The following is a 26,550-nucleotide window of genomic DNA, read 5'->3' on the forward strand; positions in this document are numbered from 1 at the left end:
GTGAAATTTTGGTATGTGTGAAGTTTTTGTTTTCAATATGATCTTTTCTATCAGTTTAATACATAACAAGACATAGAGAAGAGTGCGCAATAATAGCCTTAAAAAATGTGACTGTATTAAAAATAATACTGTTCATGGAGGACAAAAAAACGGACTTTTAACCCTACTTTTTATCCGATAATATCCGCGCCGAATTTGAGGTTTCACACTTTCTAACTAGAGGTTTTGATGAAAAAGGCAATTGCTAAAATTGGTGCATTGACTGCGGTAGCAGTTTCACTTTCAGGTTGCGTAGGTAGTAATGCCGTGACAGGTTATGTTATGGGGTTTAACTTGAAAGCTGTTGACAACCGTTACGCTCGAGGTGGTCTAAATATGCTTTTAGCGCCTGTTTATGGTGTCGCGATCGCAGCGGATTATATCGTGTTTAACTCTCTAGAATTTTGGACGGGTAAGAACCCGTTAAATGGTAAGCCACATATCTTCGATACAAAGGTAGATACTTACATTGATGTCAATCACCAGTTAGATAAGTCGTTAACGACTGCACCAATCGCACCATTAGCGGATAACCGTGTCATTGAGCAGGGGCGAATGCAGCAAATCGATGAGAACACCGTTCAAATGGATATTACTTACAGTAACGGTGAAAAGGCGACACTCATGGGTGTACGCGATGGTGAGTTTGTTACTTACTACATTGATGGTGAAGTTGCTGCACAAACCTCAATGGATGAGTTAGCCGCTTACGCGCAAAACCGTGTGTAGTTGGGTTCAACTAAACCAAAAAAAGGGTGCCGTATGGCACCCTTTGTCGTTTTTCGTGATTGAATTATGCTTTCTCTGGAATCGCTTCTAAAAGCGCGACCATCTGTTCCCAGTACAACTGAACAGTATCAATCTTCACTTTCTCATCTGGAGAGTGAGGGAATTTTATTGTTGGACCGAAAGAAACCATATCCATGTGTGGGTATGGTTCTTTAAATAGGCCACACTCAAGACCAGCATGGATGACCATGATGTTCGGCTTATGACCGTAAATGCCTTCATACATATCACGGAAAATTGCCATGATCTCGGAATCTGCATCTGGCTTCCAGCCAGGGTAAGCGCCTGAGAACTGAATTTGTGCGCCTGCTAGCTCAGTAATCGAGCGCAGCATGCTTTCCACTTGGCTACGGCCAGAGTCAATGAGAGAACGAATCAAGCAAAGCACGGTGACTTTATTTTCTTCTGTGCTGATCACACCAACGTTTAGAGAAGTTTCAACAACGCCTTCCACCTCATCACTCATACGGATTACGCCGTTTGGACAAGCGTTAAGTGCCGCAATGAATCGTTGCTGATCGGCGATTGAAAATACTTGGGCGTCAGTCGTGATCACTTCATTAAAGGTTACGATACCTGTTTCGATTTTACCCAATTCAGTTTTAAGCAGCTCAGTGTAGTGGTTGAACAGCTCAGCAAGCTTGTCTTGGTTTTCGACAGGAAGCGCGACAGTAACAAACGCTTCGCGAGGGATTGCATTACGTAAGCTACCACCACGGAATTCGACTAAACGTAAATCAAGCTCTTGAGCATGACCGGCAAGGAAACGACCAAGTAATTTGTTGGCATTACCGCGACCTGTGTGAATGTCACAACCTGAGTGACCACCTTTTAGGCCTTTCAGCGTCAGTTGGCGTGTTACAAAACCTGCAGGCGTTGATTCTCGAGAAATATCGAAAGTCATGGTGCCATCAACGCCACCTGCACAACCCATGTAGACTTCGCCTTCTTGCTCAGAGTCTGTATTTAGAAGAATCTCACCCTCTAACCAACCAGCTTCAAGGCCAAATGCGCCAGTCATGCCTGCTTCTTCATCAATCGTCAGCAGAACTTCGAGTGGACCGTGTTTAATATCTTTAGATGCCAATACAGCAAGGCAAGAAGCCATACCAATACCGTTATCTGCACCAAGCGTCGTGCCTTTCGCAGTTACCCATTCGCCATCGATGTAAGGTTGGATTGGATCTTTGGTGAAGTCGTGTTCAGTGTCTTCGTTTTTCTGCGGCACCATGTCGATGTGTGCTTGAAGTACAACAGCCTTCTTATTTTCCATTCCTGGTGTCGCGGGCTTTTTGATGAACACGTTACCGGTTGGATCACGGCGAACGTCAAAGCCTTGCTCTGTTGCCCAGTTGATAATGTACTGTGCTAATGCTTCTTCATGTTTCGATGGATGAGGGATAGAACAAATCTTATCGAAAAACTGCCAAAGTGGAGCAGGTGATAAGGTACTGATCTCAGAATGGAACTCAGACACGGAGGACTCCTTTTGATGTGCTTTGCCAAATATATACCGTAAAAATATTGTCAAGGTAGCATTAAATGCTAGACGATTTGGCCTTCAAATTGCCGTTAGCATACCACCAGATAAAGAGTACGAGTAGTCGCGATCACAAGGATTTCTCTCAGAACTGTCACAGTTTGTGAATACAATAACAAGCACTATGTGTTCTCTATCATATATTCTGAAAGTGGCTTTATTTTTTAATTCATAAAATTGTAATTTAATTACACATAAACTTTGATAAAGGTCAATTTGTGCATTTTTTGTGATTCCAATCACTAAAATGCTTGTAATTAAATTTCTTGGTGGTATATTTGTAACCAGCTTCTGAGAGAAGAATGAAATGCTCAAAGGATGAGTCCGTTTTATCGCCTCCAAGGAACCGAGAAATCAACGAATGTTTAATTGATTTAAAAGGTGATAGTTATGAAAGGTTTACCAAGTACAATGTTCTGGAATAGCAAGTCTGTTTACACCGGTAACTTTGTATACCCAACAAGCTTTGGCTACTAAGTGAAGTCAACGCATGTGACTCGAACAGTTTGTTCACCCCTATAAATTGGAATTTTTTTTCAGTGATAGTGCTGACATGATTCACCGCCACCCAAATTGGGTGGCGTTTTTTTATCTCTATTTTCTCTTCCTGACTCACTTATTGCCATCAAAGCCTTCTTCTATTCCCCATTCTTCGGTTTTATCGACTTTTCCATCAAATCTGTTAGATACCATGTTTAAAATGGGCCTTTTTCATCTGAAAGTTTAGTACATTGCTCAGTTTTTATTCTCTTTTAGAGAACTGTGTTATCTGGGTTACCTATTGTTTTATAAGAATATATTTCTTTACTTGCTTTGATGGGTTAGAGAATGTGTTTCATATCCAAAGAAAAAAAACGCATTAGAGTGAAGATTCTATCTAGAATTTGCTATTTGATAACTTTATAATTCCCGCCAATCGATTACGCAACCGTTTACTTTTTACCTTTACAGGATTCGATCATGCTCGAGAGGCTTTTTAAACTCAGTGAAAATGGCACAAATGTGCGCACTGAGATCATTGCAGGTGTTACGACCTTCCTAACTATGGCTTACATTATTTTTGTAAACCCAGCGATCCTGTCGGATACCGGTATGGACCGTGGCGCCATTTTTGTCGCAACTTGTCTTGCTGCCGCAATCGGCTGTTTTATCATGGGATTTGTTGCCAATTACCCAATCGCACAGGCACCAGGAATGGGCCTGAACGCATTTTTTACTTACTCTGTTGTATTAGGAATGGGTTATACGTGGCAAGTTGCGTTGGCGGCTGTATTTGTTTCTGGCCTTCTGTTCATTCTTTTAAGCGTATTTAAGATCCGTGAGTGGATTATTAACTCGATCCCGCATTCTCTACGAACAGGTATTTCAGCTGGTATTGGTCTTTTCTTAGCGTTTATCGCATTAAAAAATGCAGGTATCGTCGTTGATAACCCAGCGACATTAGTTTCTATGGGAGAGATCACATCATTGCCATCTGTATTGGCCGCGATTGGCTTCTTTCTTACGATTGCATTGGTTCACCGTGGTGTGAAAGGTGCGGTGATGATCGCTATTCTTGGCGTTACAGCGCTTGGTCTTCTATTTGGTGATGTGCAGTGGGGCGGTATTATGTCAACGCCACCAAGCATTGCGCCAACTTTCATGCAACTGGATTTCTCTGGTTTGTTTGAAGTAGGCATGATTTCCGTCGTATTTGCTTTCCTATTTGTCGATTTATTTGACACCGCAGGTACGCTCGTTGGCGTTTCTCAAAAAGCAGGTCTAACTGATGAGAATGGCAACATCCCTCGTTTAAACAAAGCGTTACTTGCAGACTCAACAGCAACGTCAGTAGGTGCATTACTTGGTACTTCTAACACGACATCTTATATTGAAAGCGTTTCTGGTGTGGCTGCGGGTGGGCGTACTGGTCTAACAGCCGTGGTTGTTGGTGTACTCTTCCTACTTGCTCTATTGTTCTCACCACTTGCGGGTATGATCCCTGCTTATGCAACGTCAGGTGCGCTATTCTATGTGGCGATCTTGATGCTGTCTGGGCTAGTAAGCATTGATTGGCGTGACCTAACTGAAGCGTCCCCAGTTGTTGTGACTTGTTTAGTTATGCCGCTAACATTCTCTATTGCAGAAGGTATCACGTTAGGCTTTATCGCATACGCGGCGATCAAGTTATTCAGCGGTAAGGGCCGTGAAGTGTCGATGAGTGTATGGGTGATGTCAGCCATCTTCATCGTTAAATACCTCGTCGGTTAATTTCTCGAGCAAAAAGCCAGTGTGGATTTATTCACGCTGGCTTTTTCTTTTTTACGTTGTTCACAGAAGACGGTTTTTCTGCGGAATAGGCAGAGAATTTTGATATCACCGTTGGTATTAGCGGTGTGTTTCGGTAGAATAATCGTTTGCGCAGCTTGAAATCCTCGTCTCCAAACATTTTGGAGAAGTTAGTGAGCATTCCGCTTTTGAGTGACTTCGCTAGATTTTGAGGATGCATATTTTCAAATTATTAGGTTATTACAATGAGTAAAAAATTCATTATCACTTGGGATGCAATGCAGACTTACTGCCGTGAACTGGCTGAAAAACAAATGCCAGCTGAGCAATGGAAAGGAATTTGGGCGGTAAGCCGCGGCGGTTTGGTTCCTGGCGCTATTTTGGCTCGTGAACTGGGTATTCGTTACGTTGATACAATCTGTATTTCAAGCTACGACCATGATCATCAGCGCGACATGACGGTACTAAAAGCACCTGAAGGTGATGGCGAAGGTTACCTAATCGTTGAAGACCTAGTAGACAGTGGTGATACAGCGCGCAAACTACGTGAGATGTATCCAAAAGCGAAAATGATCGCTGTGTGTGCGAAACCATCAGGCAAAGAGCTGCTGGATGATTACGTTGTAGATATTGCTCAAGACACTTGGATCGAGCAGCCTTGGGATATGTCAATCCAGTATGCTGAGCCAGTAAACCGCAAGCAAAAATAAGCGCGGTTAAAGAATATTGAGAAATGCCCCTTTATAGGGGCATTTTTTTTATTATGATATTAAATCATGCTAATAGCCTAGGGTTCTTCCTATGTCTGAAGACGTCAGTAAAAATCTTTCCGAAACTTTGTTCGTGAAACATAAGCAAGCAAAAGAAACCTCCGCGCTTACCCAGTACATGCCGACCAGTAAAAAAATACTTGATGAACGAGAAGCGCAAGGTGATCGTGCTTGGTATCGTCATTTGCGTCGCTTGCAATGGGCTTGGCAAGGATTGTCTCCGATCGAAATGGAAGGCGTACTGTCTAAAATTGCTTCATCTTCTCACTCGCGAACCAATGATGATTGGTTAGACACTGTAATGGGTTATCACAGTGGTAACTGGACATTTGAGTGGATCAAGCTTGGTATGGATCATCAGAAGCGAGCAAATGAAATGCAAGGAGAAGAGGCAGCGGATGAACTCTTCACTGCTTCTTTGTGTTTTAGTATTGCAGGCTACCCACATTTAAAAAATGACAATTTGGCATCGCAGGCTCAAGTACTGGCAAACAAAGCGTATTCTGACGGCGCAGAAAAAACTAAGTACACCATCAAGCAAATTGAAGTGCCTTACCAAAATCGCAAAATCATCGCGAACCTCCATTTACCAAGAACGGATAAACAGTTGCCTGTGGTCATGGTGAGCGCTGGTTTGGATACTCTACAAACCGACATGTGGCGTTTGTTCCGTAATCGTCTTGCACCGCGAGATATTGCGATGTTAACCGTAGACATGCCTTCAGTAGGGCATAGCTCTCATTGGCCCTTGACCGAGAATTCAAGTTGCCTACATCAAGCGGTATTGAATGAGCTTTACTCGCTACCTTGGGTTGATCATCACAAAGTGGGGTTAGTTGGGTTTCGTTTTGGTGGTAATGCCATGATCAGACTCTCTTTTGTCGAGCAGGAAAAGATCAAAGCTTGTGTCGCTCTAGGCGCACCCGTACATGATATTTTTACTTCCCCTCAGAAGTTACAAAAAATGCCGAAGATGTATTTAGATCTTTTGGCTTCCCGTTTGGGGAAAAATGCGGTTGATATTAATAGCATGGCTGGTCAGATGATGGCGTGGTCATTGAAGGTTCAGGGCTTCCTGAGCAGTCGAAAAACCAAAGTGCCTATTTTGGCTTTGAGTCTTGAAGGCGATCCAGTGTCGCCACACAGTGATAATCAACTTGTTGCTCTATTTAGCCAGTATGGTAGAGCAAAAAAAATCAGTTCCAAAACAATTACAAAAGGATATGAGCAATCCCTCGATTTAGCCATAAAGTGGCTAGAAGATGAATTATTAGGGTGACAATTCTCCTAAATTAGTTAAGAGTGATATATCTGAGCAAAAAATAAGCTCATGATAATTAAAAATAATAATCATTCTTGGGTGTTTACTTTTAACTATGAAAACGGAGATTCATATGTCAGAGACGACTCAGGGCCCGACTCACTTTCGCTTGATGTCAAAGTTGAAGGCGATAGGGCCTTACCTGCGCGAACCACAATCGCAAGAAGGGCGCTATTATTTTGATTGTTTATCTGTATGTGTAGACGACAAAAAATCGCCTGAGAAGCGTGAATTTTGGGGCTGGTGGATGGATTTGGAATCCATCGAGGGAGGCTTTACTGCTAAATATCATATTGGCAAGTACAACAAAGAAGGGCAATGGGTATCTGAAGCCCTTCCCAAAAAAGTGGTAGAGGAAGTGTATCTCACGCAGAGCACATTCCATCAAAAGCTGGTTGATACTTTAGAAGAACACTTCAAATTAGAAGTCGAATATCACACGGAGTCTTTCGATTTCGCTTAATTTGGTTGTTTTCATTTAATACCAAACAAAAAGGTGCGAAAACGCACCTTTTCTCTTGTTAATTCCCTATTTGATTGTTAAAACATCCTCTCTTTATTTGTTTTTCAATTCAGAAGACATCATGACAACGAATCAACAAAATGCAGTTGTTTCACAACCACAAACTGTCGTTGTGAAACTGGGTACAAGTGTGCTGACAGGCGGCACTCTGGCACTCGACCGTGCACACATGGTTGAGTTAGCACGCCAGTGTGCTGAGCTTAAAAAACAAGGCCATTCAATCGTAATGGTTTCGTCTGGTGCGATTGCAGCAGGCCGTGAGCATCTTGGTTACCCCGCATTGCCCAACGAGATGGCGAGTAAGCAGTTACTTGCCGCGGTGGGGCAGAGTCGCTTGATTCAAACATGGGAGTCTTTGTTTGGTATTTATGGTATCAAGATCGGCCAAATGCTACTAACCCGTGCCGATTTAGAAGATCGTGAGCGATTCCTTAACGCGCGTGACACTATTAATGCGCTCGTTGCGAACGATATTGTTCCTATCGTAAACGAAAATGATGCCGTTGCGACTAGCGAGATTAAAGTTGGCGATAACGACAACCTTTCCGCTTTGGTAGGCATTTTATGTGGTGCAGATAAGCTCTTGCTTTTAACGGACCAAAAAGGTCTGTTTACTGCTGACCCTCGTAGAGATCCGAACGCAGAGCTTATCAAGGAAGTAAAAACCATCGACGATACGCTGCGTAAAATCGCAGGTGGAAGCGGTACAACATTGGGTACTGGTGGTATGGCAACGAAGCTGCAAGCCGCAGACATCGCTCGCCGCGCAGGTATAGAGGTTATTATTGCTGCTGGTAGTGCGCCGAATGTTATCTTTGACTCTTTAAGTGCTGAACCTCAGGGCACGCGCTTCCTACCTTGCGCTGAAGCCTTAGAGAACCGTAAACGCTGGATTCTAGCGGGACCTGCGGCATCGGGCGACATCATTATTGATGATGGTGCAGTCAATGCTGTGGTCGGCAAGGGCAGTAGCCTACTTGCTAAAGGGGTCATCAAAGTTAGTGGTGACTTCGCACGAGGCGAAGTGGCGCGTGTAACAAACGCTCACGGTAAGTTGGTGGCTCGTGGCATCAGCGCCTACTCAAGTGATGACCTAACTAAAATTACGGGTAAGCACAGTAAAGATATCATCTCTATTTTGGGTCATGATTATGGCTCTGAGGTGATTCACCGCGATGATTTGGTCGTCATTCAGGAATAGAATTAGAGGGAAGCAAAGTGGATTTAACGAATATGGGTAAAGCTGCTAAAGATGCAGCTTTCGAATTAGCGACAGCGTCAACTGCGCAAAAAAACCAAGCATTAGCCATCATTGCTGATGAGCTAGAAGCAAACTCTGCTGCTATTTTGGCGGCAAACGCTAAAGACATCGAACTTGGCCGTGAAGCGGGTTTAACCGATGCGCTGCTCGATCGCCTTTTGCTTAATGAAGAACGATTGACTGCAATTGCGAATGATGTTCGCAACGTCATTAGCTTGAACGATCCTGTAGGCAGCGAAATAGACAGTAAGGTACTGGAAAATGGGATGTCACTGTCTCGTCGTCGCGTGCCGCTTGGTGTCGTGGGCGTAATTTATGAAGCGCGTCCAAACGTAACCATTGATATCGCAGCGTTGTGCTTGAAAACCGGCAACGCAAGCATTTTACGTGGTGGCAAAGAGACCTTTTTCTCGAATATGGAATTAGTGAAGGTTATTCAGTCTGCGCTCGCAAAGGCGAACCTTCCAGCCGCTTCTGTGCAGTACATTGAAAAACCAGATCGTGAGCTTGTTTCTCAATTGCTTAAGTTGGACGATTACGTCGACATGATCATTCCACGCGGTGGTGCTGGCCTACACAAAATGTGTAAAGAAAACAGCACGATTCCGGTGATTATTGGTGGCTTTGGTATCAGCCATATCTTTGTCGACGAATCCGCTGATCTAGAGAAATCCCTGAATGTGGTTGAGAACTCTAAAGTTCAACGTCCATCTGCGTGTAACTCATTAGATACGCTGCTCGTGCATGAAAAAATTGCAGCGCAATTCCTACCAATGATCGTAGAGCGCATGAACGATAAAGTGACCTTCGTGACAGAGCCTAAGGCAAAAGCACTGATGCCTCAAGCAACACAAATTCGCGATGCTGTTGAAGGTGACTTTGATACGGAATGGTTGAGCTACACTCTTGGTGTAAAAGTTGTGTCTGATGTGAAAGATGCCATTGATCATATGCGTGTCCATAACGCGAGCCACTCAGATGCGATCATGACCAATAGCTTGGAAAACTCAGAGCTGTTCATCAATTCTGTCGGTTCGGCGGCGGTTTATGTGAATGCTTCAACGCGCTTTACAGACGGTGCGCAATTTGGCCTTGGCGCAGAAGTCGCAGTATCTACGCAAAAGCTACATGCACGCGGTCCGATGGGCTTAGAAGAGCTAACTAGCTACAAGTGGGTTGGTAAAGCGAACTACTTAGCACGCAGTTAACACATTCGACGAGATCTTGAGTGAAAAAGGGGCCTTTGCGCCCCTTTTTGTTTTGTCTAACATACCAATTCCGCTACACTACATGAGCTTTTATTTCGGTTTGAAAGCGTTATACCCAAATAGCTTTAATAGAGTCCGTATAACCATGAACGCGTGGTTATCCGTGATTGCTCATGAGGTTATTTTGGTATAGATATGGAGGTGATATGCATTGTCCTTTTTGTTCCGAGAACGATACCAAAGTTATTGATTCCCGCTTAGTGGCTGATGGCCATCAAGTTCGACGTCGCCGTCAGTGCTTGGCGTGTAGCGAGCGTTTCACTACGTTTGAAAGCGCAGAGTTAGTGATGCCTAAAGTGATCAAATCGAATGGCAACCGTGAACCATTTGATGAAGATAAAATGGTTGGCGGTATTCAACGCGCTTTAGAGAAACGCCCAGTGAGTGCCGATTCTATAGAGTTAGCGATCAGTATGATCAAATCACAACTGCGTGCGACGGGTGAGCGAGAGGTTCCGAGTGAAATGATTGGTAATTTAGTCATGGACCAGCTCAAAGAGCTCGATAAGGTGGCTTACATTCGTTTCGCTTCCGTTTACCGCAGCTTTGAAGATATTCGCGAGTTTGGCGAAGAGATTGCCCGCCTAGAAGACTGAGTAGCTCATGACTCAACACACTCTTGAAAGAGCGTTTTCTGATTTAGATTTCGCCATGATGTCACGAGCTATTAAGTTAGCGAAACGTGGCATTTATACCACCGCCCCTAATCCAAATGTAGGGTGTGTCATCGTTCGTGATGAAGAAATTGTCGGTGAAGGTTATCACCATCGTGCTGGTGAGCCGCATGCCGAGGTGCACGCGATGCGCATGGCGGGTGAAAAAGCAGTTGGTGCAACCGCTTATGTGACGCTAGAACCTTGCTCTCATTACGGCCGTACACCGCCATGTGCCGAAGGGCTGATTAAAGCCAAAGTGGCACGTGTGGTTTGCGCCATGGTAGACCCAAACCCGAAAGTTGCAGGTCGCGGCATCCAGATGTTACGTGATGCCGGAATTGAAGTACAAATCGGCTTGTTAGAGCAAGATGCCCTTGCCCTTAACCCTGGTTTTATAAAGTACATGCGTACAGGCATGCCGTTTGTTCAATTAAAAATGGCAGCCAGTTTGGATGGGCAAAGCGCACTCAGTAATGGTCAGAGCCAATGGATCACCTCCCCAGCGGCCCGCCAAGATGTGCAGCGTTATCGAGCGATAAGTGGTGGCATTCTTTCTACTAGCAAAACGGTGATTGATGATAATGCATCACTCAATGTGCGCTGGGATGACTTACCTAATAGTGTTCAAGCGCAGTATTTACAAGAAGAGCTTCGTCAACCAGTACGTGTAATCTTAGACCGTCAGAACCATTTAACTGATGCGCTCAAGCTGTTCCATACCGATGGAGAACGAGTTATTGTTCGCTCTGATGGAGACTGTATCCCTCTATTGGACAGCGCTCACCAAATTGACTTATCAACGACATTAAAACGTATCTCGGATGAGCACCACATCAATCACTTATGGGTTGAAGCTGGAGCTACGCTAGCGAGTGCGATGATAAAGGCTAATCTTGTAGATGAGCTCATTGTTTACCTTGCGCCAAAACTCATGGGCAGCGATGGTCGGGGGCTTATCGGTGCTTTAGGGTTAAGCGCTATGGCTGACGTCATAGATTTAAACATTACAGACGTTCGTATGGTTGGGGTAGACATTCGCATCACCGCCACCATAAAACGTAATGAAATTAGATAAGAAATAGTATGTTTACAGGAATAGTAGAAGCAGTTGGCAAGTTAGCTGCGATTACGCCGAAGGGCGAAGACATCACCGTCACGGTTGAAACGGGTACGCTTGATATGTCAGACGTTAAGTTAGGCGATAGCATTGCGACCAATGGTGTTTGCTTAACGGTAGTTGACTTCGGAAGCCACTATTACAGTGCTGATCTGTCATTAGAAACCTTGAAGAAAACTGGGTTTGCTGAATACCAAGTAGGCGATAAGGTGAATGTAGAAAAAGCCATGTTGCCAACAACGCGATTGGGTGGACATATCGTTTCTGGCCATGTCGATGGGGTTGGTGAAATTGTCGAACGCAATTCAGTTGGCCGTGCGATAGAGTTTTGGGTTGCAATGCCTGCGGAAATTAGCAAGTACGTTGCAGAGAAAGGCTCGATTACTGTTGATGGTATTAGCCTAACCGTCAACGACTTACGTAAAAATGCTTTTAAGCTGACGATCGTTCCTCATACGAGTGAAGAAACTACGATTGACCAGTTTCAAGTGGGGCGCAAAGTCAACTTAGAAGTTGATGTACTTGCGCGTTATATGGAGCGTTTACTGCAAGGACAACAAGAAGATAAGGCCGAGTCTCGTATCACGATGGACTTTTTACAGCAAAACGGTTTTGCATAAGTCTTGGGAGTGGCTGCGTGAGGCATGCGATAAAGAGCAGACTCACAGAACACCGCGAGATTCATTGACTTGCTTAATGCAAAGCTCAAACTATTGACCTAACTAGCATTCACTGCAACGTAATTTTTCATTGCTGTCGCAATAACAAATTTAGAATAACGGGATAACAGACTATGCCAATCAGTACGCCACAAGAAATTATTGATGATATTCGCGCGGGCAAAATGGTCATCCTAATGGATGATGAAGACCGCGAGAATGAAGGTGACTTGATCATGGCTGCCGAGCATATTACGCCGGAAGCCATCAACTTTATGGCAACCTATGGCCGTGGCCTGATTTGTTTAACCATGACCAAAGATCGTTGCGAAAGTCTAGGTCTGCCACCAATGGTGCAAGACAATAATGCGCAATACACCACCAACTTTACTGTTTCGATTGAGGCAGCAGAAGGGGTAACGACTGGTATTTCAGCCGCAGATCGCGCACGTACCGTTCAAGCAGCAGTCGCGCCAAACGCTAAAGCTGCGGATTTGGTGCAGCCTGGTCACATCTTCCCTCTCGCAGCTCAAGACGGCGGTGTACTGACTCGCGCAGGTCACACTGAAGCTGGCTGTGATTTGGCTCGTCTTGCTGGTTTAGAGCCAGCATCGGTGATTGTTGAGATCTTAAATGACGACGGCACGATGGCTCGTCGCCCAGATCTAGAGATCTTTGCAGAGAAGCACGGTATTAAATTGGGCACTATTGCCGACCTAATTGAGTACCGCAATAACACTGAGACAACGATTGAACGTGTGGCAGAGTGCAAGTTACCGACAGAGTTTGGCGAGTTCACGTTAGTCACGTACAAAGACACCATTGATAACCAAGTGCACTACGCAATGTGCAAGGGCGATTTGAAAGAAAAAGCGCCACTGGTTCGCGTTCATCTTCAAGACGTTTTTACCGACTTACTACGTAGCGATCGTAATGCAGAGCGCAGCTGGACACTAGATAAGGCAATGAAACGCATTGGTGAAGAAGGCGGTGTGCTGGTTGTTCTTGGCCATGAAGAATCGACCGATCTACTTATTCATCGCGTGAAGATGTTCGAAGCGCAAGACAAAGGTGAAGCCCCAACGCTTGCTAAAAAACAAGGCACGTCTCGCCGTGTTGGCGTTGGTTCACAGATTCTTGCGGATCTCGGTGTACATGATATGCGCCTTCTGTCATCGACCAACAAAAAGTACCACGCGTTAGGTGGTTTTGGTCTGAACGTTGTTGAGTACGTCTGCGAGTAACAACCGAACAATAAGTTCCTAGTCTTTGACGTGCTTAACTCGTCAATGGCTAGGAACCGGTGATTTGCCTCCAATTTCCATTAGATATTGCTCACAAATTTGTGCTAGAATCCGGCGATTCTCACTTGATGAACATATTTCACTTATAAATAGAGTTAAAGGAAAGCTTATGAAAGTGATCGAGGGTGGCTTCCCAGCGCCAAATGCAAAAATTGCTATCGTTATTTCTCGTTTCAACAGTTTTATTAACGAAAGCCTACTTTCTGGTGCGATCGATACACTAAAGCGTCACGGACAAGTAAGCGAAGACAACATCACGGTTGTGCGTTGTCCAGGTGCCGTAGAACTACCTCTAGTAGCTCAGCGTGTTGCTAAAACTGGCAAATTCGACGCTATTGTTTCTCTAGGGTCTGTTATTCGCGGTGGAACGCCTCACTTTGACTATGTTTGTAGTGAAATGAACAAAGGTCTAGCACAAGTGTCTATGGAATTCAGCATTCCAGTAGCATTTGGTGTTTTGACTGTTGATACGATCGATCAAGCGATTGAACGCGCAGGAACCAAGGCTGGTAATAAAGGTGCAGAGGCTGCACTAAGCGCACTTGAAATGATTAATGTACTATCTGAAATTGATTCCTAATGGGGGCCAGTGTGAAACCAGCCGCACGTCGTAACGCACGTCAATTCGCTCTACAGGCGATCTACTCATGGCAAATTACTAAAGAGAATGTTGCCAAGATTGAAGAACAGTTTTTGTCTGGCGACAAATACGATGAAGAAGAACTTCATGCATCTGAGCCAGCGCTTGCTGCTCCAGAGACAGACGTAGCTTACTTCCGTGAACTATTAAGCGGTGTTGTACTTAGCCACGCTGAGCTAGATAGCAAAATTCGTCCATACATCTCTCGTCCTATGCAGGATTTAGATATGATGGAACTTGCTCTTCTTCGCCTTGCTATGTACGAGATGACTCGTCGCGAAGATGTTCCTTACAAAGTTGTTATCAATGAAGCGATTGAACTTGCAAAAGTTTTTGCAGCAGAAGATAGCCACAAGTTTGTGAATGGTGTACTTGATAAAGCAGCACCTCACATTCGTAAGAAATAACGATTTCTTCAATGAAAAGGTCAGCACATGCTGACCTTTTTTGTATCAAAAGCTTTTACATCAAAAAGTAAGTGAATTATGTCTGGTGAATTTAATCTGATAGACAAGTATTTCGTCGGTCGTCAGAGCCAACGTAAAGATGTCCATCTAGCCGCTGGTGATGATTGCGCTTTGGTCAAAGCGCCAGCTAATGTTCAGATTGCGATTAGCACGGATACATTGGTAGCTGGAACGCATTTCTTAGCCGACGCGAACCCAGCATGGGTCGCACACAAAGCATTGGCTTCTAACATCAGTGATTTGGCTGCGATGGGCGCAACGCCTGCGTGGGTGAGCTTCGCATTAACGATGCCTGAGCCAGATGAAGAATGGCTTGCACCTTTCTGTGATGCATTTTTCGAACTGGCTGATTACTATGGTATTCAGTTAATAGGCGGTGATACCACCAAAGGGCCATTGTGTCTGACTCTAACGGTGCAAGGTTTTGTTCCTGAAGGTAAAGCTCTCACACGTTCCGGAGCCAAGCCTGGGGATTGGGTATATGTAACGGGAAACCTTGGCGATGCAAAAGCTGGCTTGGATGTGATTCTAGATGACTCTCTGCGCAGCAGAGCCGGCGCGGAAGCACTAGAGCGAGCTCATTATCTTAGTTCTCCGCGTGTGCTTGCTGGACAAGCTCTTGTTGGCTTAGCCTCGTCGGCGATAGATATTTCAGATGGTTTAATCTCTGATATTAAGCACATTTTACAGCGATCTCAGGTTGGGGTTAGTATTGATGTCTCTCAGCTACCGATCTCTTCAGAATTAGTCCAGTTTTTAGATGATAAGATCAGCGCGCAGCAGTATGCTTTAGCAAGTGGCGAAGAATACGAGTTGTGTTTTACCGTGCCGGAGCAAAATCGAGGCTCGTTACAAAGCGCTTTGTCTCATACTGGCTGTAAGGTCACATGTATTGGTCAAATCCGACCAAATGGAACCTTCGAGCTGCATGATAACAATCAACCACTTGATTGGGACTTAAGTGGCTTCGACCACTTTAAATGATCTGAGCTAAGCTCTAGCCAAGAGCCTGTTACTATTGAGTAACTCGCAGGCATGACGATTGAAACCAAACTAGCAGTATAGGTTTAAGGATATGACCAACCCTCTTTCTCTGATTTCATTAAAGAACCCGTGGCATCTATTGGCGACGGGTTTTGGCAGTGGATTATCCCCGTTTATCCCTGGAACAATGGGCACACTGGCGGCCGTGCCTTTCTTTTTGTTGTTGGCACAATTACCATTTACGGCGTATGTCATTGTTGTTCTGATTTCGTGTGTGATCGGCATTCAAATATGCCAAGTGACGTCTGCAGACATGAAGGTGCATGATCATGGTTCAATCGTATGGGATGAGTTTGCGGGCTTTTGGATTACGATGAGCATTGTACCTGCGCTGAATATTCCACTCACTGAATGGAAGTGGTTGATCACTGGCTTCATCTTGTTTCGTTTTTTCGATATGGTAAAACCTTGGCCAATTGGGTGGCTAGATAAGCGAGTTCACGGTGGGCTGGGTATTATGGTTGATGATATCGTGGCGGGAGTTATGGCCGGTGTTGCCCTGTTTCTAGTCGCAAAATATGCGGGCTGGATGAATTAAACGTTGACCGTAAAAAAAGGGATGTTATGAGCATCCCTTTTTACATTCTATTTTGCTAAATAATCCAAGATGGATTTTTCAATTCCTTTTGCATCGAGACCAAGCTCTTCATGCAGTTCATCTTGTGTTCCCTGATGAATAAACTCATCTGGTAAACCTAGGTTCAACACAGGTTTAATGATTTTATCTTTCATCATGAACTCAACGACACCAGCACCAGCACCACCCGCGATAACATTTTCTTCTAACGTCACGAGCACGTCATGATCTGCGGCTAATTGACGAATTAATGCTTCATCGAGCGGCTTCACAAAGCGCATATCAGCAACAGTGGCGTTAAGGTATTCTGCCGCTTCTAGCGCGTTACCCAAGAAAGTACCAAAGTTCAGAATAGCAACTTTTTCACCTTGGCGAACCATGCGCCCTTTACCGATTTCTAACGCTGTAAACTCAGTTTCGATTTCTACGCCCATGCCGCTACCACGAGGGTATCGAACCGCACTCGGGCCAGCATGTTTATGGCCAGTGTAAAGCATTTGTCGGCACTCGTTTTCGTCGCTTGGCGCCATGATCACCATGTTCGGAATACAGCGCATAAAGCTCAAATCGAACGCACCTTGGTGAGTTTGACCATCTGCGCCAACGAGACCTGCGCGGTCGATCGCAAACATCACTGGTAAGTCCATGATCGCGATGTCGTGGATCAATTGGTCATAACCACGTTGCAAGAAAGTCGAATAGATAGCAACGATTGGATGATCGCCCGCAATTGCCATGCCTGTTGCCAGTGTCACAGCGTGCTGCTCAGCAATCGCCACATCAAAGTATTGGTCTGGGTACTCTTTTGAGAAACGCACCATACCTGATCCTTCGCGCATTGCTGGCGTAATTGCCATTAGCTTAGGATCTTGGGCCGCCATGTCACATAAAAAGTCACCGAAGATCTTTGAGTAAGTTGGCTTACCGCCACTGCTCTTCGGCAGACAATTATGCGTTGGATCGAATTTAGGAACACCATGGTAGCCGATAGGATCTTTCTCGGCAGGCTCATAACCTTTGCCTTTCTTGGTCATGATGTGTAGGAATTGAGGGCCTTTGAGCTCACGCATGTTTTTTAGCGTTTTGACGAGTTCATTGACGTCGTGTCCATCAATCGGGCCAATGTAATTAAAGCCGAACTCTTCGAACAGAGTACCAGGCACTACCATGCCTTTGAGGTGTTCTTCCGTACGGCGAACCAACTCTTTAATAGGTGGAACACCAGACAACACTTTTTTACCGCCTTCACGGATAGAAGTGTACAAGCTGCCAGAAAGTACTTTCGCAAGGTGGTTATTCAGGGCGCCGACGTTTTCTGAAATCGACATTTCGTTGTCGTTCAAAATCACCAACATATCAGGATGAACGTCGCCAGCGTGGTTCATGGCTTCGAATGCCATGCCTGCTGTAATTGCGCCATCACCAATCACACTGACGATTTTGCGACCTTTACCTTCTTTTTGTGCGCTGATGGCCATGCCAAGACCTGCACTAATCGATGTCGAAGAGTGGCCGACAGATAAGGTGTCATATTCACTTTCTTCACGCCAAGGGAAAGGGTGTAGACCATCCTTTTGGCGAATTGTTGGCATTTTATCGCGACGTCCGGTGAGGATTTTATGCGGGTAAGCCTGATGACCAACATCCCAGATCAATTTGTCGATAGGGGTGTTGTAAACATAATGCAGAGCGACAGTTAGCTCTACGGTGCCTAAGCCAGACGCTAAGTGTCCGCTAGATTGGCTCACTGAATTTAGCAGATACGTTCGCAGTTCATCACACAGATTTGGTAATGTTTCTTTCGGAAGAAGACGTAATTCTTCCGGTGTATTTGCTAACGCCAGTGTTGGGTACTTTGAAATATCAAGAGTCATATAAATGCGCGCTTATAGTGTTAATTTTTGCGCTCGATGACATATCGGGCGAACTCTTCGAGTAACTGGGTATTGTATGGGATAGCTTCCAATGCTTGAAGTGCTTCCTGTAACAGAGTGTGAGCTTTCTCTATGGCTCCCTCTAAACCCAGCAGGGAAGGATAAGTGCTCTTATTCAGACCTTGGTCGGAACCTTGAGGCTTACCCAGTGTTTCTGTGTCACTGATGATATCAAGAATATCGTCTTGAACCTGAAACGCCAAACCAATTGCTTTTGAGTAGCGCTCCAATTGAGGTAGAACCTCGATACCTTTCTCACCAGCAGCTAATGCACCTAATTTTACCGCACAATCAATCAGAGCTCCGGTTTTTTTACGGTGTATCTCTTCCATTTCTTCAAGAGAAACTTGGCGATTTTCCGCGCCTAAATCTAAGGCTTGCCCTACACACATGCCGCTGGCACCAGAGGAATGCGCTAAGGCTTTGATCATGCTGATGCGTTGAGCTTCAGCCGCCGGGCTTAATTGACCATCAGCAATAATAGTGAAGGCAAGAGTTTGTAGTGCGTCACCTGTCAGTATTGCGGTTGCTTCATCAAACTTAATATGACAAGTTGGTTGACCTCGACGCAGTTCATCATCGTCCATGGCTGGCAGATCATCATGAATGAGTGAGTAGGCATGTATACATTCGATAGCAGCGGCGGGGGTGTCTAAGTCTTCAGGTTTACAGCCGAGCATTTGACCTGTGATGTAAACAAGAAAAGGGCGAACGCGTTTTCCACCTAGCAAAAGGCCGTATTTCATTGCTTGAATCAATGGCTGCTCTTGATATGGAAGCTGATCGAGCCACAAATTCAATTGCTGATTGTTTCTTTGTTGAAAAGACGTCAATGTCTGTTGCATCACATTGCTCACTACTGATTGTTATTCTGAATCTGGTTTGAAGTCACTCAGTGGTGCTTCATCATCTTCATTAAGAAGAATGCTCACGCGCTGTTCGGCGTCGCTTAATTTAGTTTGGCCTGCACGAGCTAAGGCAATGCCTCGTTCAAACTTACGCAGGGCATCATCTAGAGCAAGATCGCCATTTTCTAATTGATCAACCAAGCTATCAAGCTCTTCAATGGTTGCTTCAAAGGTCATGTTTTCTGGTTTCTTGACCGCCATCTTTTTTCTGCCTTAATCAAGCCTCGGGTAAGATGCACGAAAGTTACCTTAGCCTAGTAACTTGGTCAAATTTAACCTTATATAATTGTCACAAAATTAGCGTTCAACGAGTCTAAGCGGTGAAACCCCATATTTTGGTTGAGGTTGTTAGGTGTAATTTGTGATCCATTAGCTAAGATTTTTCTAAAAATTCTGCGCGAGTTGTCGATACAGGTAATAATCCGCCCAATGGCAGTATTTGAGTATAGCGTGAGGAGTGCTTTGTGGATTTAGCAACCCTATTAGGTTTGATTGGTGGTTTTGCATTCGTCATTATGGCGATGGTGCTTGGTGGCAGCATCGGCATGTTTGTCGATGTCACGTCGATCCTTATTGTCGTTGGTGGCTCAATATTCGTCGTGTTGATGAAGTTCACAATGGGACAGTTTTTTGGTGCGACAAAGATTGCTGGCAAAGCCTTCATGTTTAAAGCGGATGAACCCGAAGACCTGATCGCAAAAATTGTGGAAATGGCCGACGCGGCGCGTAAAGGTGGTTTTCTTGCTCTTGAAGAGATGGAAATAAACAACACATTCATGCAGAAAGGCATTGATCTACTGGTTGATGGCCATGATGCCGACGTTGTGAGAGCGGCACTCAAAAAAGACATCGCGCTTACGGATGAACGACATACGCAAGGTACTGGCGTATTTCGCGCCTTTGGCGACGTTGCTCCTGCGATGGGAATGATTGGCACCTTGGTTGGTCTTGTTGCGATGCTTTCAAACATGGATGACCCTAAAGCGATTGGACCAGCAATGGCCGTTGCACTCTTGACCACATTGTATGGCGCGATCCTGTCCAATATGGTGTTTTTCCCTATTGCGGATAAGCTTTCTCTTCGCCGTGACCAAGAAACGCTAAATCGCCGTTTGATCATGGATGGTGTATTAGCGATTCAAGATGGCCAAAACCCGCGAGTGATCGATAGTTACTTGAAGAACTACCTCAATGAAGGTAAACGTGCCCTTGAGATTGACGAGTAACTTGGAGAGTCGTGATGGATGATGAAGATAACAAATGCGATTGTCCGCCACCTGGCCTCCCGTTATGGATGGGGACATTCGCAGATTTGATGTCGCTGCTGATGTGTTTCTTTGTTCTTCTGCTCTCGTTTTCTGAGATGGATGTACTGAAGTTCAAACAAATTGCAGGATCAATGAAATTTGCCTTCGGTGTGCAAAATCAGCTTGAAGTGAAAGACATTCCCAAAGGCACTAGCATTATTGCCCAAGAGTTTCGACCGGGTAGGCCGGAACCTACTCCGATTGATGTTATCATGCAGCAAACCATGGACATCACTCAGCAGACGCTTGAATTCCATGAAGGAGAGTCTGATCGAGCTGGTGGCACAAAACGTGATGAAGGCAAGTTAACGGGTGGGCAATCGCCAGAAACGTCAACTCAAAACAATGAATCTGCCGAAGCGGACATGCAACAACAGCAATCTAAAGAGATGTCGCAAGAGATGGAAACCTTGATGGAAAGCATCAAGAAAGCCTTAGAGCGAGAGATTGAGCAAGGCGCCATTGAAGTTGAAAACCTCGGTCAGCAGATTGTTATACGTATGCGTGAAAAAGGTGCATTCCCAGAAGGTTCGGCCTTCTTGCAGCCTAAGTTTCGTCCTTTAGTTCGTCAGATTGCAGAGCTAGTAAAAGACGTGCCAGGCATTGTTCGAGTATCTGGTCATACAGACAATCGACCGCTAGACTCGGAACTTTATCGTTCTAACTGGGATCTCTCTTCTCAGCGTGCAGTATCAGTCGCGCAAGAGATGGAGAAAGTGAGAGGCTTCTCTCATCAACGTTTAAGAGTACGAGGCATGGCGGATACGGAGCCCTTGTTACCGAATGATTCTGATGAAAATCGTGCGCTTAACCGACGGGTTGAAATCAGCATTATGCAAGGCGAGCCTCTCTACAGTGAAGAAGTGCCAGTAATTCAATAACTAGGCTTTAGTTTTAAGTCAGTAAAGAGATAAGAAAGCGAGCAGATTGCTCGCTTTTTTTGTTTTTCCAATCCGCTTGGGTGTATAATCTTGCGCCTTAAAAGTGAGCTCAGACTACTTTTTGTGACTGAAACGCGGTTTTACTGCGTATGAAGTATTGAAGTTGAGTGTCACTCTTTGTTGATTGCGAAACTAACCTGCGAATTAGACTATGAAATTTATTGTAAAGCCCCATCCAGAAATTTTTGTAAAAAGTGAATCTGTGCGTAAGCGCTTCACAAAGATTTTAGAGTGCAACATTCGTAACATCATTAAGAGCCGCACGGAGTCTGTCGCGGTATTTAACCGTCGTGATCACATTGAAGTGACCTCTGAGAGTAACGAATTCCACGCTGAAGTTCTTGAGGTTTTGACTCATACACCAGGTATTCACCACGTACTGGAAGTGAAGCAAACTGAATTTAAAGACTTGCACGATATCTTCGAGCAAGTGCTAGAACTCAACCGTGCTGCACTCGAAAATAAAACCTTTGTTGTACGTGCGAAGCGTCGTGGCAAGCATGACTTTACCTCTATTGAACTAGAGCGTTATGTAGGCGGTGGTTTAAATCAAGCGATTGAAAGCGCTAGTGTTAAGCTACGAAACCCAGACGTGACGATCAAGGTAGAAGTCTCGAACGACAAGCTAAATCAAGTGTTGTCTCGTCATAAAGGCCTAGGTGGTTTCCCACTGGGTACGCAAGAAGACGTATTAAGCCTGATCTCGGGTGGTTTCGACTCTGGTGTTTCAAGCTATCTTCATATCAAGCGTGGTTCAAAAGTACATTACTGCTTCTTTAACTTAGGTGGTCCAGCACACGAAATCGGCGTTAAGCAGGTTTCTCACTACCTATGGAACAAATACGGTTCTTCAGCAAAAGTACGTTTTATCTCAGTTGATTTCGAACCTGTGGTTGCGGAAATTCTAGAGAAAGTCGATGACGGCCAAATGGGCGTGATCTTGAAGCGTATGTTTATGCGTGCAGCAGGCATGATCGCCCAGAAGATGAAGATCGAAGCATTGGTAACAGGTGAAGCGCTAGGTCAAGTATCGAGCCAAACGTTAACCAATCTACGCCACATCGATAACGTAACAGACACGCTGATTCTGCGTCCACTTATCAACTGGGATAAAGAAGACATCATCAATCTAGCACGTGAAATCGGCACAGAAGATTTCGCAAAGACAATGCCAGAATACTGTGGTGTTATCTCTAAGAAGCCAACCGTGAAAGCGGTGAAAGGCAAGCTAGAAGCTGAAGAAGAGAAATTCGACTTCAGTATCCTTGAGCAAGTGGTTCAAGAAGCTCGCATGATGGACATTCGTGATATCGCGAAAGAGTCTGAGCAAGCCGCACCAGAAGTAGAGCAAGTTCAAGCGGTAGAAGAGCACGCGGTTGTGCTAGATATTCGTAGTCCTGAAGAGGAAGACGATAACCCACTTGAAATCGAAGGTGTGGATGTGAAACATATCCCTTTCTACAAGCTGGGTACACAGTTTGGTGACTTAGACCAGTCTAAGACATACCTACTTTACTGTGACCGCGGTGTGATGAGCCGTCTGCAAGCGCTTTACTTGCAAGAGCAAGGCTTCAGCAACGTAAAGGTTTACCGTCCATAGCTGACTGTTAAAATACGTTAAAAGGCGCAAATTGAGACATCAATTTGCGCCTTTTTTGTTTTTGATCGCGTTACAGACAACCATTACTTAGCATAATGTTGAGGCTCATCGCAAAGCCATACACTTTGTGTTGATATAACGATAATTAATCCGAAAGAAGAGTAATAAAGTGATATTGCTGCCAGATATGCGGATGAGATTTTTGATAGATAAAAAAACACCGCCTAATTTAGGCGGTGTAACAAATTTGACAGACAGGTCAAAAATAAATACAGGAAGTATATGTTTTGTCACAGGGAGTGTGGACAAAACATTATGGTAGAAATCTACCTAACTCGAAATACGAGTTTGCAAACACAACATCGCAACAACGAAGCCAATTGATTTCCAAAGAAATCAAGCCGTTCAGGCCCGTGTTGCGGGGTGAAATATAGAATTTATCTGGCTGTTCGACAACGGACATTTTATAATGTTTCAGATTAAAAAAACTAATCCTATTAGAGGTCCCATATGTCTCGCAGATTGCCTCCATTAAATTCGCTTCGAGTCTTCGAAGCGGCTGCTCGTCATCTCAGTTTTACACGAGCAGCAGAAGAGTTATTTGTTACTCAAGCCGCGGTCAGTCACCAGATTAAAGCGCTTGAAGAGTTCTTATCATTGAAGCTCTTCCGTCGACGTAATCGTTCTTTGTTGTTAACAGAAGAAGGCCAAAGTTACTTTCTCGATATCAAAGATATTTTCACCTCGATTGCGGAAGCGACAGATAAGGTGTTGGAACGTAGCGAAAAAGGGGCATTGACGATTAGCCTACCGCCGAGTTTTGCTATCCAATGGCTTGTACCTCGTTTGGCCGATTTTAATGCTCAAGAGCCCGATATCGATGTACGTATTAAAGCCGTAGATATGGATGAAGGCTCACTGACTGATGATGTTGATGTGGCGATCTACTATGGCCGTGGGAACTGGCCAGGTTTGCGAGCAGATAAATTGTACCAAGAGTTTTTGATCCCACTTTGTTCACCTTCATTACTTTTGGGTAACAAACCATTAGAATCTTTAAGTGACCTCAAATTACATACTTTGTTACACGATACTTCGCGTAAAGACTGGAAGCAGTTTGCTCGTCATTACAACATTGAAGGCATCAACGTAAACCACGGTCCTATTTTTAGTCACTCAACGATGGTGCTACAGGCTGCTGCGCACGGTCAGGGGGTCGCGCTCGGTAACAACGTACTCGCCAAACCTGAAATGGAAGCCGGACGACTCATTGCACCATTCGACGAGGTGTTGATATCTAAGAATGCATTCTATGTGGTGTGTCATGAACAGCAGGCAGATATGGGCCGAATCGCAACGTTTAGAGACTGGATGTTAGCAACCGCGAGAAAAGAACAAGAGGAAGTATTGGATGAATCACTGGATAGCTGAGGGACCTGAAAACGGACCGCTGTTTATTTTTGCTCACGGCGCAGGTGCGGGGATGGAGCATGATTTCATGACAGCGGTCGCCAAAGGATTAGTGGAGCAAGGTATTCGTGTAGTGCGTTTTAATTTCCCTTACATGGTGAAACGTTCGGAAGATGGCAAAAAGCGTCCGCCCGATCGCGCGCCAAAGTTGCTCGAAGCATACAGCGAAGTGATCGCTCACTTTACTTCTTCTCCCGTGGTTATTGGTGGTAAGTCAATGGGCGGTCGTATGTCGAGCTTGTTGGCTGAAAATGAGCTGGTGGCGGGCATTGCCTGTTTAGGGTTTCCATTTCACCCGCCAGGAAAGCCAGAGAAATACAAAGGCGAGCACTTAGCAACCATTGAGAAACCTACGCTGATTCTGCAAGGGGAACGAGACACCTTTGGTAAGCGTGAGGAATTCGATGATTTCGTCCTTTCGTCACAAGTAACGGTGAGCTTTTTACCTGATGGTGACCACAGCTTCAAACCGCGCAAGATCTCAGGTCATACTGAAGTGGGTAACATTGCACTCGCGATAGAGAAGTTAGCGGCGTTTATAAAAGAGGTGTACAGTGAAAAGTAAGTGGTTACTCTCATTCTCTGGTTTTTCTGGGCTGCTTTCGGTCGCTCTTGGAGCATTTGCTGCTCATGGGCTAAAAGCGACACTGGCCCCTTATTTGCTCGGTGTATTTGAGACCGGAGTTCTGTATCAATTTATTCACACGTTGGCGATTGTGTTTTGTACCATTCTGCTTCTGCTCAATTTGGGACAAAAAGCACAAAAATATTTTTTCATTGCGGCGATTTGCTTTATTATCGGCATCTTTTGTTTTAGCGGCAGTCTTTACGCGCTGGCGCTGACGGGCATTAAGTGGTTTGGGCCAATTACTCCTGTGGGAGGATTACTGTTCATGATTGGTTGGTGTCTGTTCTTTTTTGCTGCGTTCAATATCAAAGAGGTCTCCAAGTGAAACAACTAATGCTCTATTGCCGTTCTGGCTTTGAGAAAGAGTGTGCTGGTGAAATTCAGGACAAAGCGACACAGTTGGAAGTGTATGGCTTCCCTCGTGTGAAGAGAAACTCAGGTTATGTTGTCTTCGAGTGTTACCAAGATGGAGATGCCGACAAACTTGCGAGAGGTTTAGACTTTAAGTCTTTAATTTTTGCTCGACAAATGTTTGCGGTAGCAGCTGAGTTTCAATCGTTGCCAAGTGATGACCGAATTAGTCCAATTTTGAATGAACTAGCAGACATCGAAGCATTCCCTCGTTGTGGTGATTTGAGAATTGAAACGCCAGATACAAATGAAGCGAAAGAGCTACTGAAATTCTGCCGTAAGTTTACCGTCCCAATGCGTCAAGCGTTGCGCGGCAAAGGCTTAATGCTGAACAAAGATAACGCGAAAAAACCAGTACTGCACATTTGCTTTGTTGAGCCTGGCCACTGTTACGTTGGTTACTCTTACACTGACAACAACTCACAGTTCTTCATGGGTATCCCTCGCCTTAAATTCCCAGCAGACGCCCCAAGTCGTTCAACACTTAAACTGGAAGAAGCATTTCATGTCTTTATTCCACGTGAAGAGTGGGATGAGCGTTTGGCACCAGGTATGTGGGGTGTGGATTTAGGTGCATGTCCAGGCGGTTGGACGTACCAATTAGTGAAGCGCTCAATGTTCGTTCACTGCGTTGATAACGGCATGATGGCAGACAGTTTGATGGAAACTGGCCAGATCAAGCACCATATGGTGGATGGTTTTAAGTTCGAACCAGACCGCAAGAACGTAACATGGATTGTTTGTGACATGGTGGAAAAGCCAGCTCGTGTTGCTCACCTGATGGGACAGTGGCTGTTAAAAGGTTGGGCAAAAGAGGCCATCTTTAACCTTAAGCTGCCAATGAAAGGGCGTTATGACGAAGTGCTGCAAGACCTTGAAAATCTGAAGCAGTTCCTCATTGATAATAAGGTAAAGTTCAAGCTACAAGCTAAACATTTGTATCATGATCGTGAAGAAATCACGATTCATATCCAATGTCTGTCGAATATTTCACCTTACTAACTTTATTCCCCTAGTCTTTTGGGAGTAGTGTGACCCGTCCTGATATGGGTTGACACTTTTTAACTAAAACGCTCGATGTACTTCATCGGGCGTTTTGTATTTTAAA

26 protein-coding genes are annotated in these 26,550 nt (G+C 44.8%); 22 read left to right on the plus strand and 4 right to left on the minus strand.

Annotated elements, in window-relative coordinates; translation table 11 throughout:
- Positions 1–228 precede the first annotated feature (228 nt).
- A complete protein-coding gene (locus tag R7Q46_RS22245) occupies positions 229–768 on the plus strand; it encodes a DUF3332 domain-containing protein (protein ID WP_005381596.1) in 540 nt (179 codons plus the stop codon).
- Positions 769–832: 64 nt separating this feature from the next.
- Here R7Q46_RS22245 and R7Q46_RS22250 read toward each other — a convergent pair whose 3' ends face one another.
- Complete coding sequence (locus R7Q46_RS22250; protein ID WP_053350265.1) at positions 833–2,305, minus strand: aminoacyl-histidine dipeptidase; 1,473 nt, start codon at positions 2,303–2,305, stop codon at positions 833–835.
- Positions 2,306–3,328: 1,023 nt separating this feature from the next.
- Between R7Q46_RS22250 and R7Q46_RS22255 the strand changes: the two genes are divergently transcribed.
- The 14 genes from R7Q46_RS22255 (at position 3,329) to pgpA (ending at position 16,204) form a co-directional block, all read left to right on the plus strand.
- Positions 3,329–4,618, plus strand: coding sequence for an NCS2 family permease (locus tag R7Q46_RS22255; protein WP_005381592.1), 1,290 nt, complete (start codon positions 3,329–3,331; stop codon positions 4,616–4,618).
- A 263-nt stretch (positions 4,619–4,881) separates the two neighbouring features.
- Positions 4,882–5,346, plus strand: coding sequence for an oxytetracycline resistance phosphoribosyltransferase domain-containing protein Tet(34) (gene tet(34) / locus R7Q46_RS22260; protein ID WP_005381590.1), 465 nt, complete (start codon positions 4,882–4,884; stop codon positions 5,344–5,346).
- 91 nt (positions 5,347–5,437) lie between these two features.
- Positions 5,438–6,685: an esterase FrsA gene (frsA, locus tag R7Q46_RS22265; RefSeq protein ID WP_005381586.1), complete on the plus strand. Its 1,248-nt coding sequence runs from the start codon at positions 5,438–5,440 to the stop codon at positions 6,683–6,685.
- Between the two features lie 115 nt (positions 6,686–6,800).
- On the plus strand, positions 6,801–7,190 hold the full coding sequence (gene crl, locus R7Q46_RS22270) for a sigma factor-binding protein Crl (RefSeq protein ID WP_005381584.1): 390 nt from the start codon (positions 6,801–6,803) through the stop codon (positions 7,188–7,190).
- A gap of 121 nt (positions 7,191–7,311) precedes the next feature.
- A complete protein-coding gene (proB, locus tag R7Q46_RS22275) occupies positions 7,312–8,451 on the plus strand; it encodes a glutamate 5-kinase (RefSeq protein ID WP_017820604.1) in 1,140 nt (379 codons plus the stop codon).
- Positions 8,452–8,468: 17 nt separating this feature from the next.
- On the plus strand, positions 8,469–9,719 hold the full coding sequence (locus R7Q46_RS22280; protein ID WP_017635685.1) for a glutamate-5-semialdehyde dehydrogenase: 1,251 nt from the start codon (positions 8,469–8,471) through the stop codon (positions 9,717–9,719).
- A 206-nt stretch (positions 9,720–9,925) separates the two neighbouring features.
- Positions 9,926–10,375, plus strand: a complete 450-nt coding sequence (gene nrdR / locus R7Q46_RS22285) for a transcriptional regulator NrdR (protein WP_005381578.1) — start codon at positions 9,926–9,928, stop codon at positions 10,373–10,375.
- Positions 10,376–10,382: 7 nt separating this feature from the next.
- Entirely contained in the window at positions 10,383–11,510 is a 1,128-nt protein-coding gene (ribD, locus tag R7Q46_RS22290) for a bifunctional diaminohydroxyphosphoribosylaminopyrimidine deaminase/5-amino-6-(5-phosphoribosylamino)uracil reductase RibD (RefSeq protein ID WP_171344833.1), read from the plus strand.
- An 8-nt stretch (positions 11,511–11,518) separates the two neighbouring features.
- Positions 11,519–12,172, plus strand: coding sequence for a riboflavin synthase (locus R7Q46_RS22295; protein ID WP_171344832.1), 654 nt, complete (start codon positions 11,519–11,521; stop codon positions 12,170–12,172).
- Positions 12,173–12,345: 173 nt separating this feature from the next.
- Positions 12,346–13,455, plus strand: a complete 1,110-nt coding sequence (gene ribBA / locus R7Q46_RS22300) for a bifunctional 3,4-dihydroxy-2-butanone-4-phosphate synthase/GTP cyclohydrolase II (RefSeq protein WP_005381573.1) — start codon at positions 12,346–12,348, stop codon at positions 13,453–13,455.
- Between the two features lie 169 nt (positions 13,456–13,624).
- Entirely contained in the window at positions 13,625–14,095 is a 471-nt protein-coding gene (gene ribE / locus R7Q46_RS22305; protein WP_005381572.1) for a 6,7-dimethyl-8-ribityllumazine synthase, read from the plus strand.
- Positions 14,095–14,562 carry a transcription antitermination factor NusB gene (nusB, locus tag R7Q46_RS22310; RefSeq protein WP_005381571.1) on the plus strand — a complete coding sequence of 156 codons (468 nt, stop codon included), beginning with the start codon at positions 14,095–14,097 and terminating at the stop codon, positions 14,560–14,562. The genes ribE and nusB overlap by 1 nt, the downstream gene beginning before the upstream one ends.
- Positions 14,563–14,640: 78 nt before the next feature.
- The gene (gene thiL / locus R7Q46_RS22315) at positions 14,641–15,606 is read left to right on the plus strand and encodes a thiamine-phosphate kinase (protein ID WP_167415050.1); all 966 of its coding nucleotides are present in this window, start codon (positions 14,641–14,643) and stop codon (positions 15,604–15,606) included.
- 91 nt (positions 15,607–15,697) lie between these two features.
- Positions 15,698–16,204 (plus strand): phosphatidylglycerophosphatase A, encoded by a 507-nt coding sequence (pgpA, locus tag R7Q46_RS22320; RefSeq protein ID WP_031780838.1) that lies wholly within the window; start codon positions 15,698–15,700, stop codon positions 16,202–16,204.
- Positions 16,205–16,251: 47 nt separating this feature from the next.
- Here the strand turns inward: pgpA and dxs are convergent, their stop codons facing one another.
- Genes dxs through xseB form a run of 3 tightly spaced genes read right to left on the minus strand, consistent with a single transcriptional unit; the run spans position 16,252 to position 19,286 of the window.
- A complete protein-coding gene (dxs, locus tag R7Q46_RS22325; protein ID WP_138940416.1) occupies positions 16,252–18,117 on the minus strand; it encodes a 1-deoxy-D-xylulose-5-phosphate synthase in 1,866 nt (621 codons plus the stop codon).
- A 20-nt stretch (positions 18,118–18,137) separates the two neighbouring features.
- Complete coding sequence (gene ispA, locus R7Q46_RS22330; protein WP_017635683.1) at positions 18,138–19,022, minus strand: (2E,6E)-farnesyl diphosphate synthase; 885 nt, start codon at positions 19,020–19,022, stop codon at positions 18,138–18,140.
- Between the two features lie 21 nt (positions 19,023–19,043).
- Positions 19,044–19,286: an exodeoxyribonuclease VII small subunit gene (gene xseB, locus R7Q46_RS22335; protein ID WP_017635682.1), complete on the minus strand. Its 243-nt coding sequence runs from the start codon at positions 19,284–19,286 to the stop codon at positions 19,044–19,046.
- A gap of 263 nt (positions 19,287–19,549) precedes the next feature.
- On the opposite strand from xseB, the gene pomA reads away from it, so the two are divergent.
- The 7 genes from pomA to rlmM all read left to right on the plus strand — a co-directional run bounded on the left by pomA (position 19,550) and on the right by rlmM (position 26,444).
- Positions 19,550–20,311 carry a flagellar motor protein PomA gene (pomA, locus tag R7Q46_RS22340; RefSeq protein WP_005381564.1) on the plus strand — a complete coding sequence of 254 codons (762 nt, stop codon included), beginning with the start codon at positions 19,550–19,552 and terminating at the stop codon, positions 20,309–20,311.
- 14 nt (positions 20,312–20,325) lie between these two features.
- A complete protein-coding gene (locus R7Q46_RS22345) occupies positions 20,326–21,273 on the plus strand; it encodes a flagellar motor protein MotB (RefSeq protein WP_042521210.1) in 948 nt (315 codons plus the stop codon).
- A gap of 211 nt (positions 21,274–21,484) precedes the next feature.
- Positions 21,485–22,933: a tRNA uracil 4-sulfurtransferase ThiI gene (gene thiI, locus R7Q46_RS22350; protein ID WP_005383617.1), complete on the plus strand. Its 1,449-nt coding sequence runs from the start codon at positions 21,485–21,487 to the stop codon at positions 22,931–22,933.
- A 510-nt stretch (positions 22,934–23,443) separates the two neighbouring features.
- Positions 23,444–24,364: a transcriptional regulator GcvA gene (locus tag R7Q46_RS22355; protein WP_005383616.1), complete on the plus strand. Its 921-nt coding sequence runs from the start codon at positions 23,444–23,446 to the stop codon at positions 24,362–24,364.
- Positions 24,345–24,968 (plus strand): alpha/beta fold hydrolase, encoded by a 624-nt coding sequence (locus R7Q46_RS22360; protein WP_137281757.1) that lies wholly within the window; start codon positions 24,345–24,347, stop codon positions 24,966–24,968. Before R7Q46_RS22355 ends, R7Q46_RS22360 begins: the two co-directional genes overlap by 20 nt.
- A complete protein-coding gene (locus R7Q46_RS22365; RefSeq protein ID WP_318077797.1) occupies positions 24,958–25,356 on the plus strand; it encodes a DUF423 domain-containing protein in 399 nt (132 codons plus the stop codon). Before R7Q46_RS22360 ends, R7Q46_RS22365 begins: the two co-directional genes overlap by 11 nt.
- On the plus strand, positions 25,353–26,444 hold the full coding sequence (rlmM, locus tag R7Q46_RS22370) for a 23S rRNA (cytidine(2498)-2'-O)-methyltransferase RlmM (protein ID WP_017820611.1): 1,092 nt from the start codon (positions 25,353–25,355) through the stop codon (positions 26,442–26,444). The genes R7Q46_RS22365 and rlmM overlap by 4 nt, the downstream gene beginning before the upstream one ends.
- Positions 26,445–26,550: the final 106 nt, after the last annotated feature.

The organism is Vibrio sp. 811 (genome assembly GCF_033339195.1).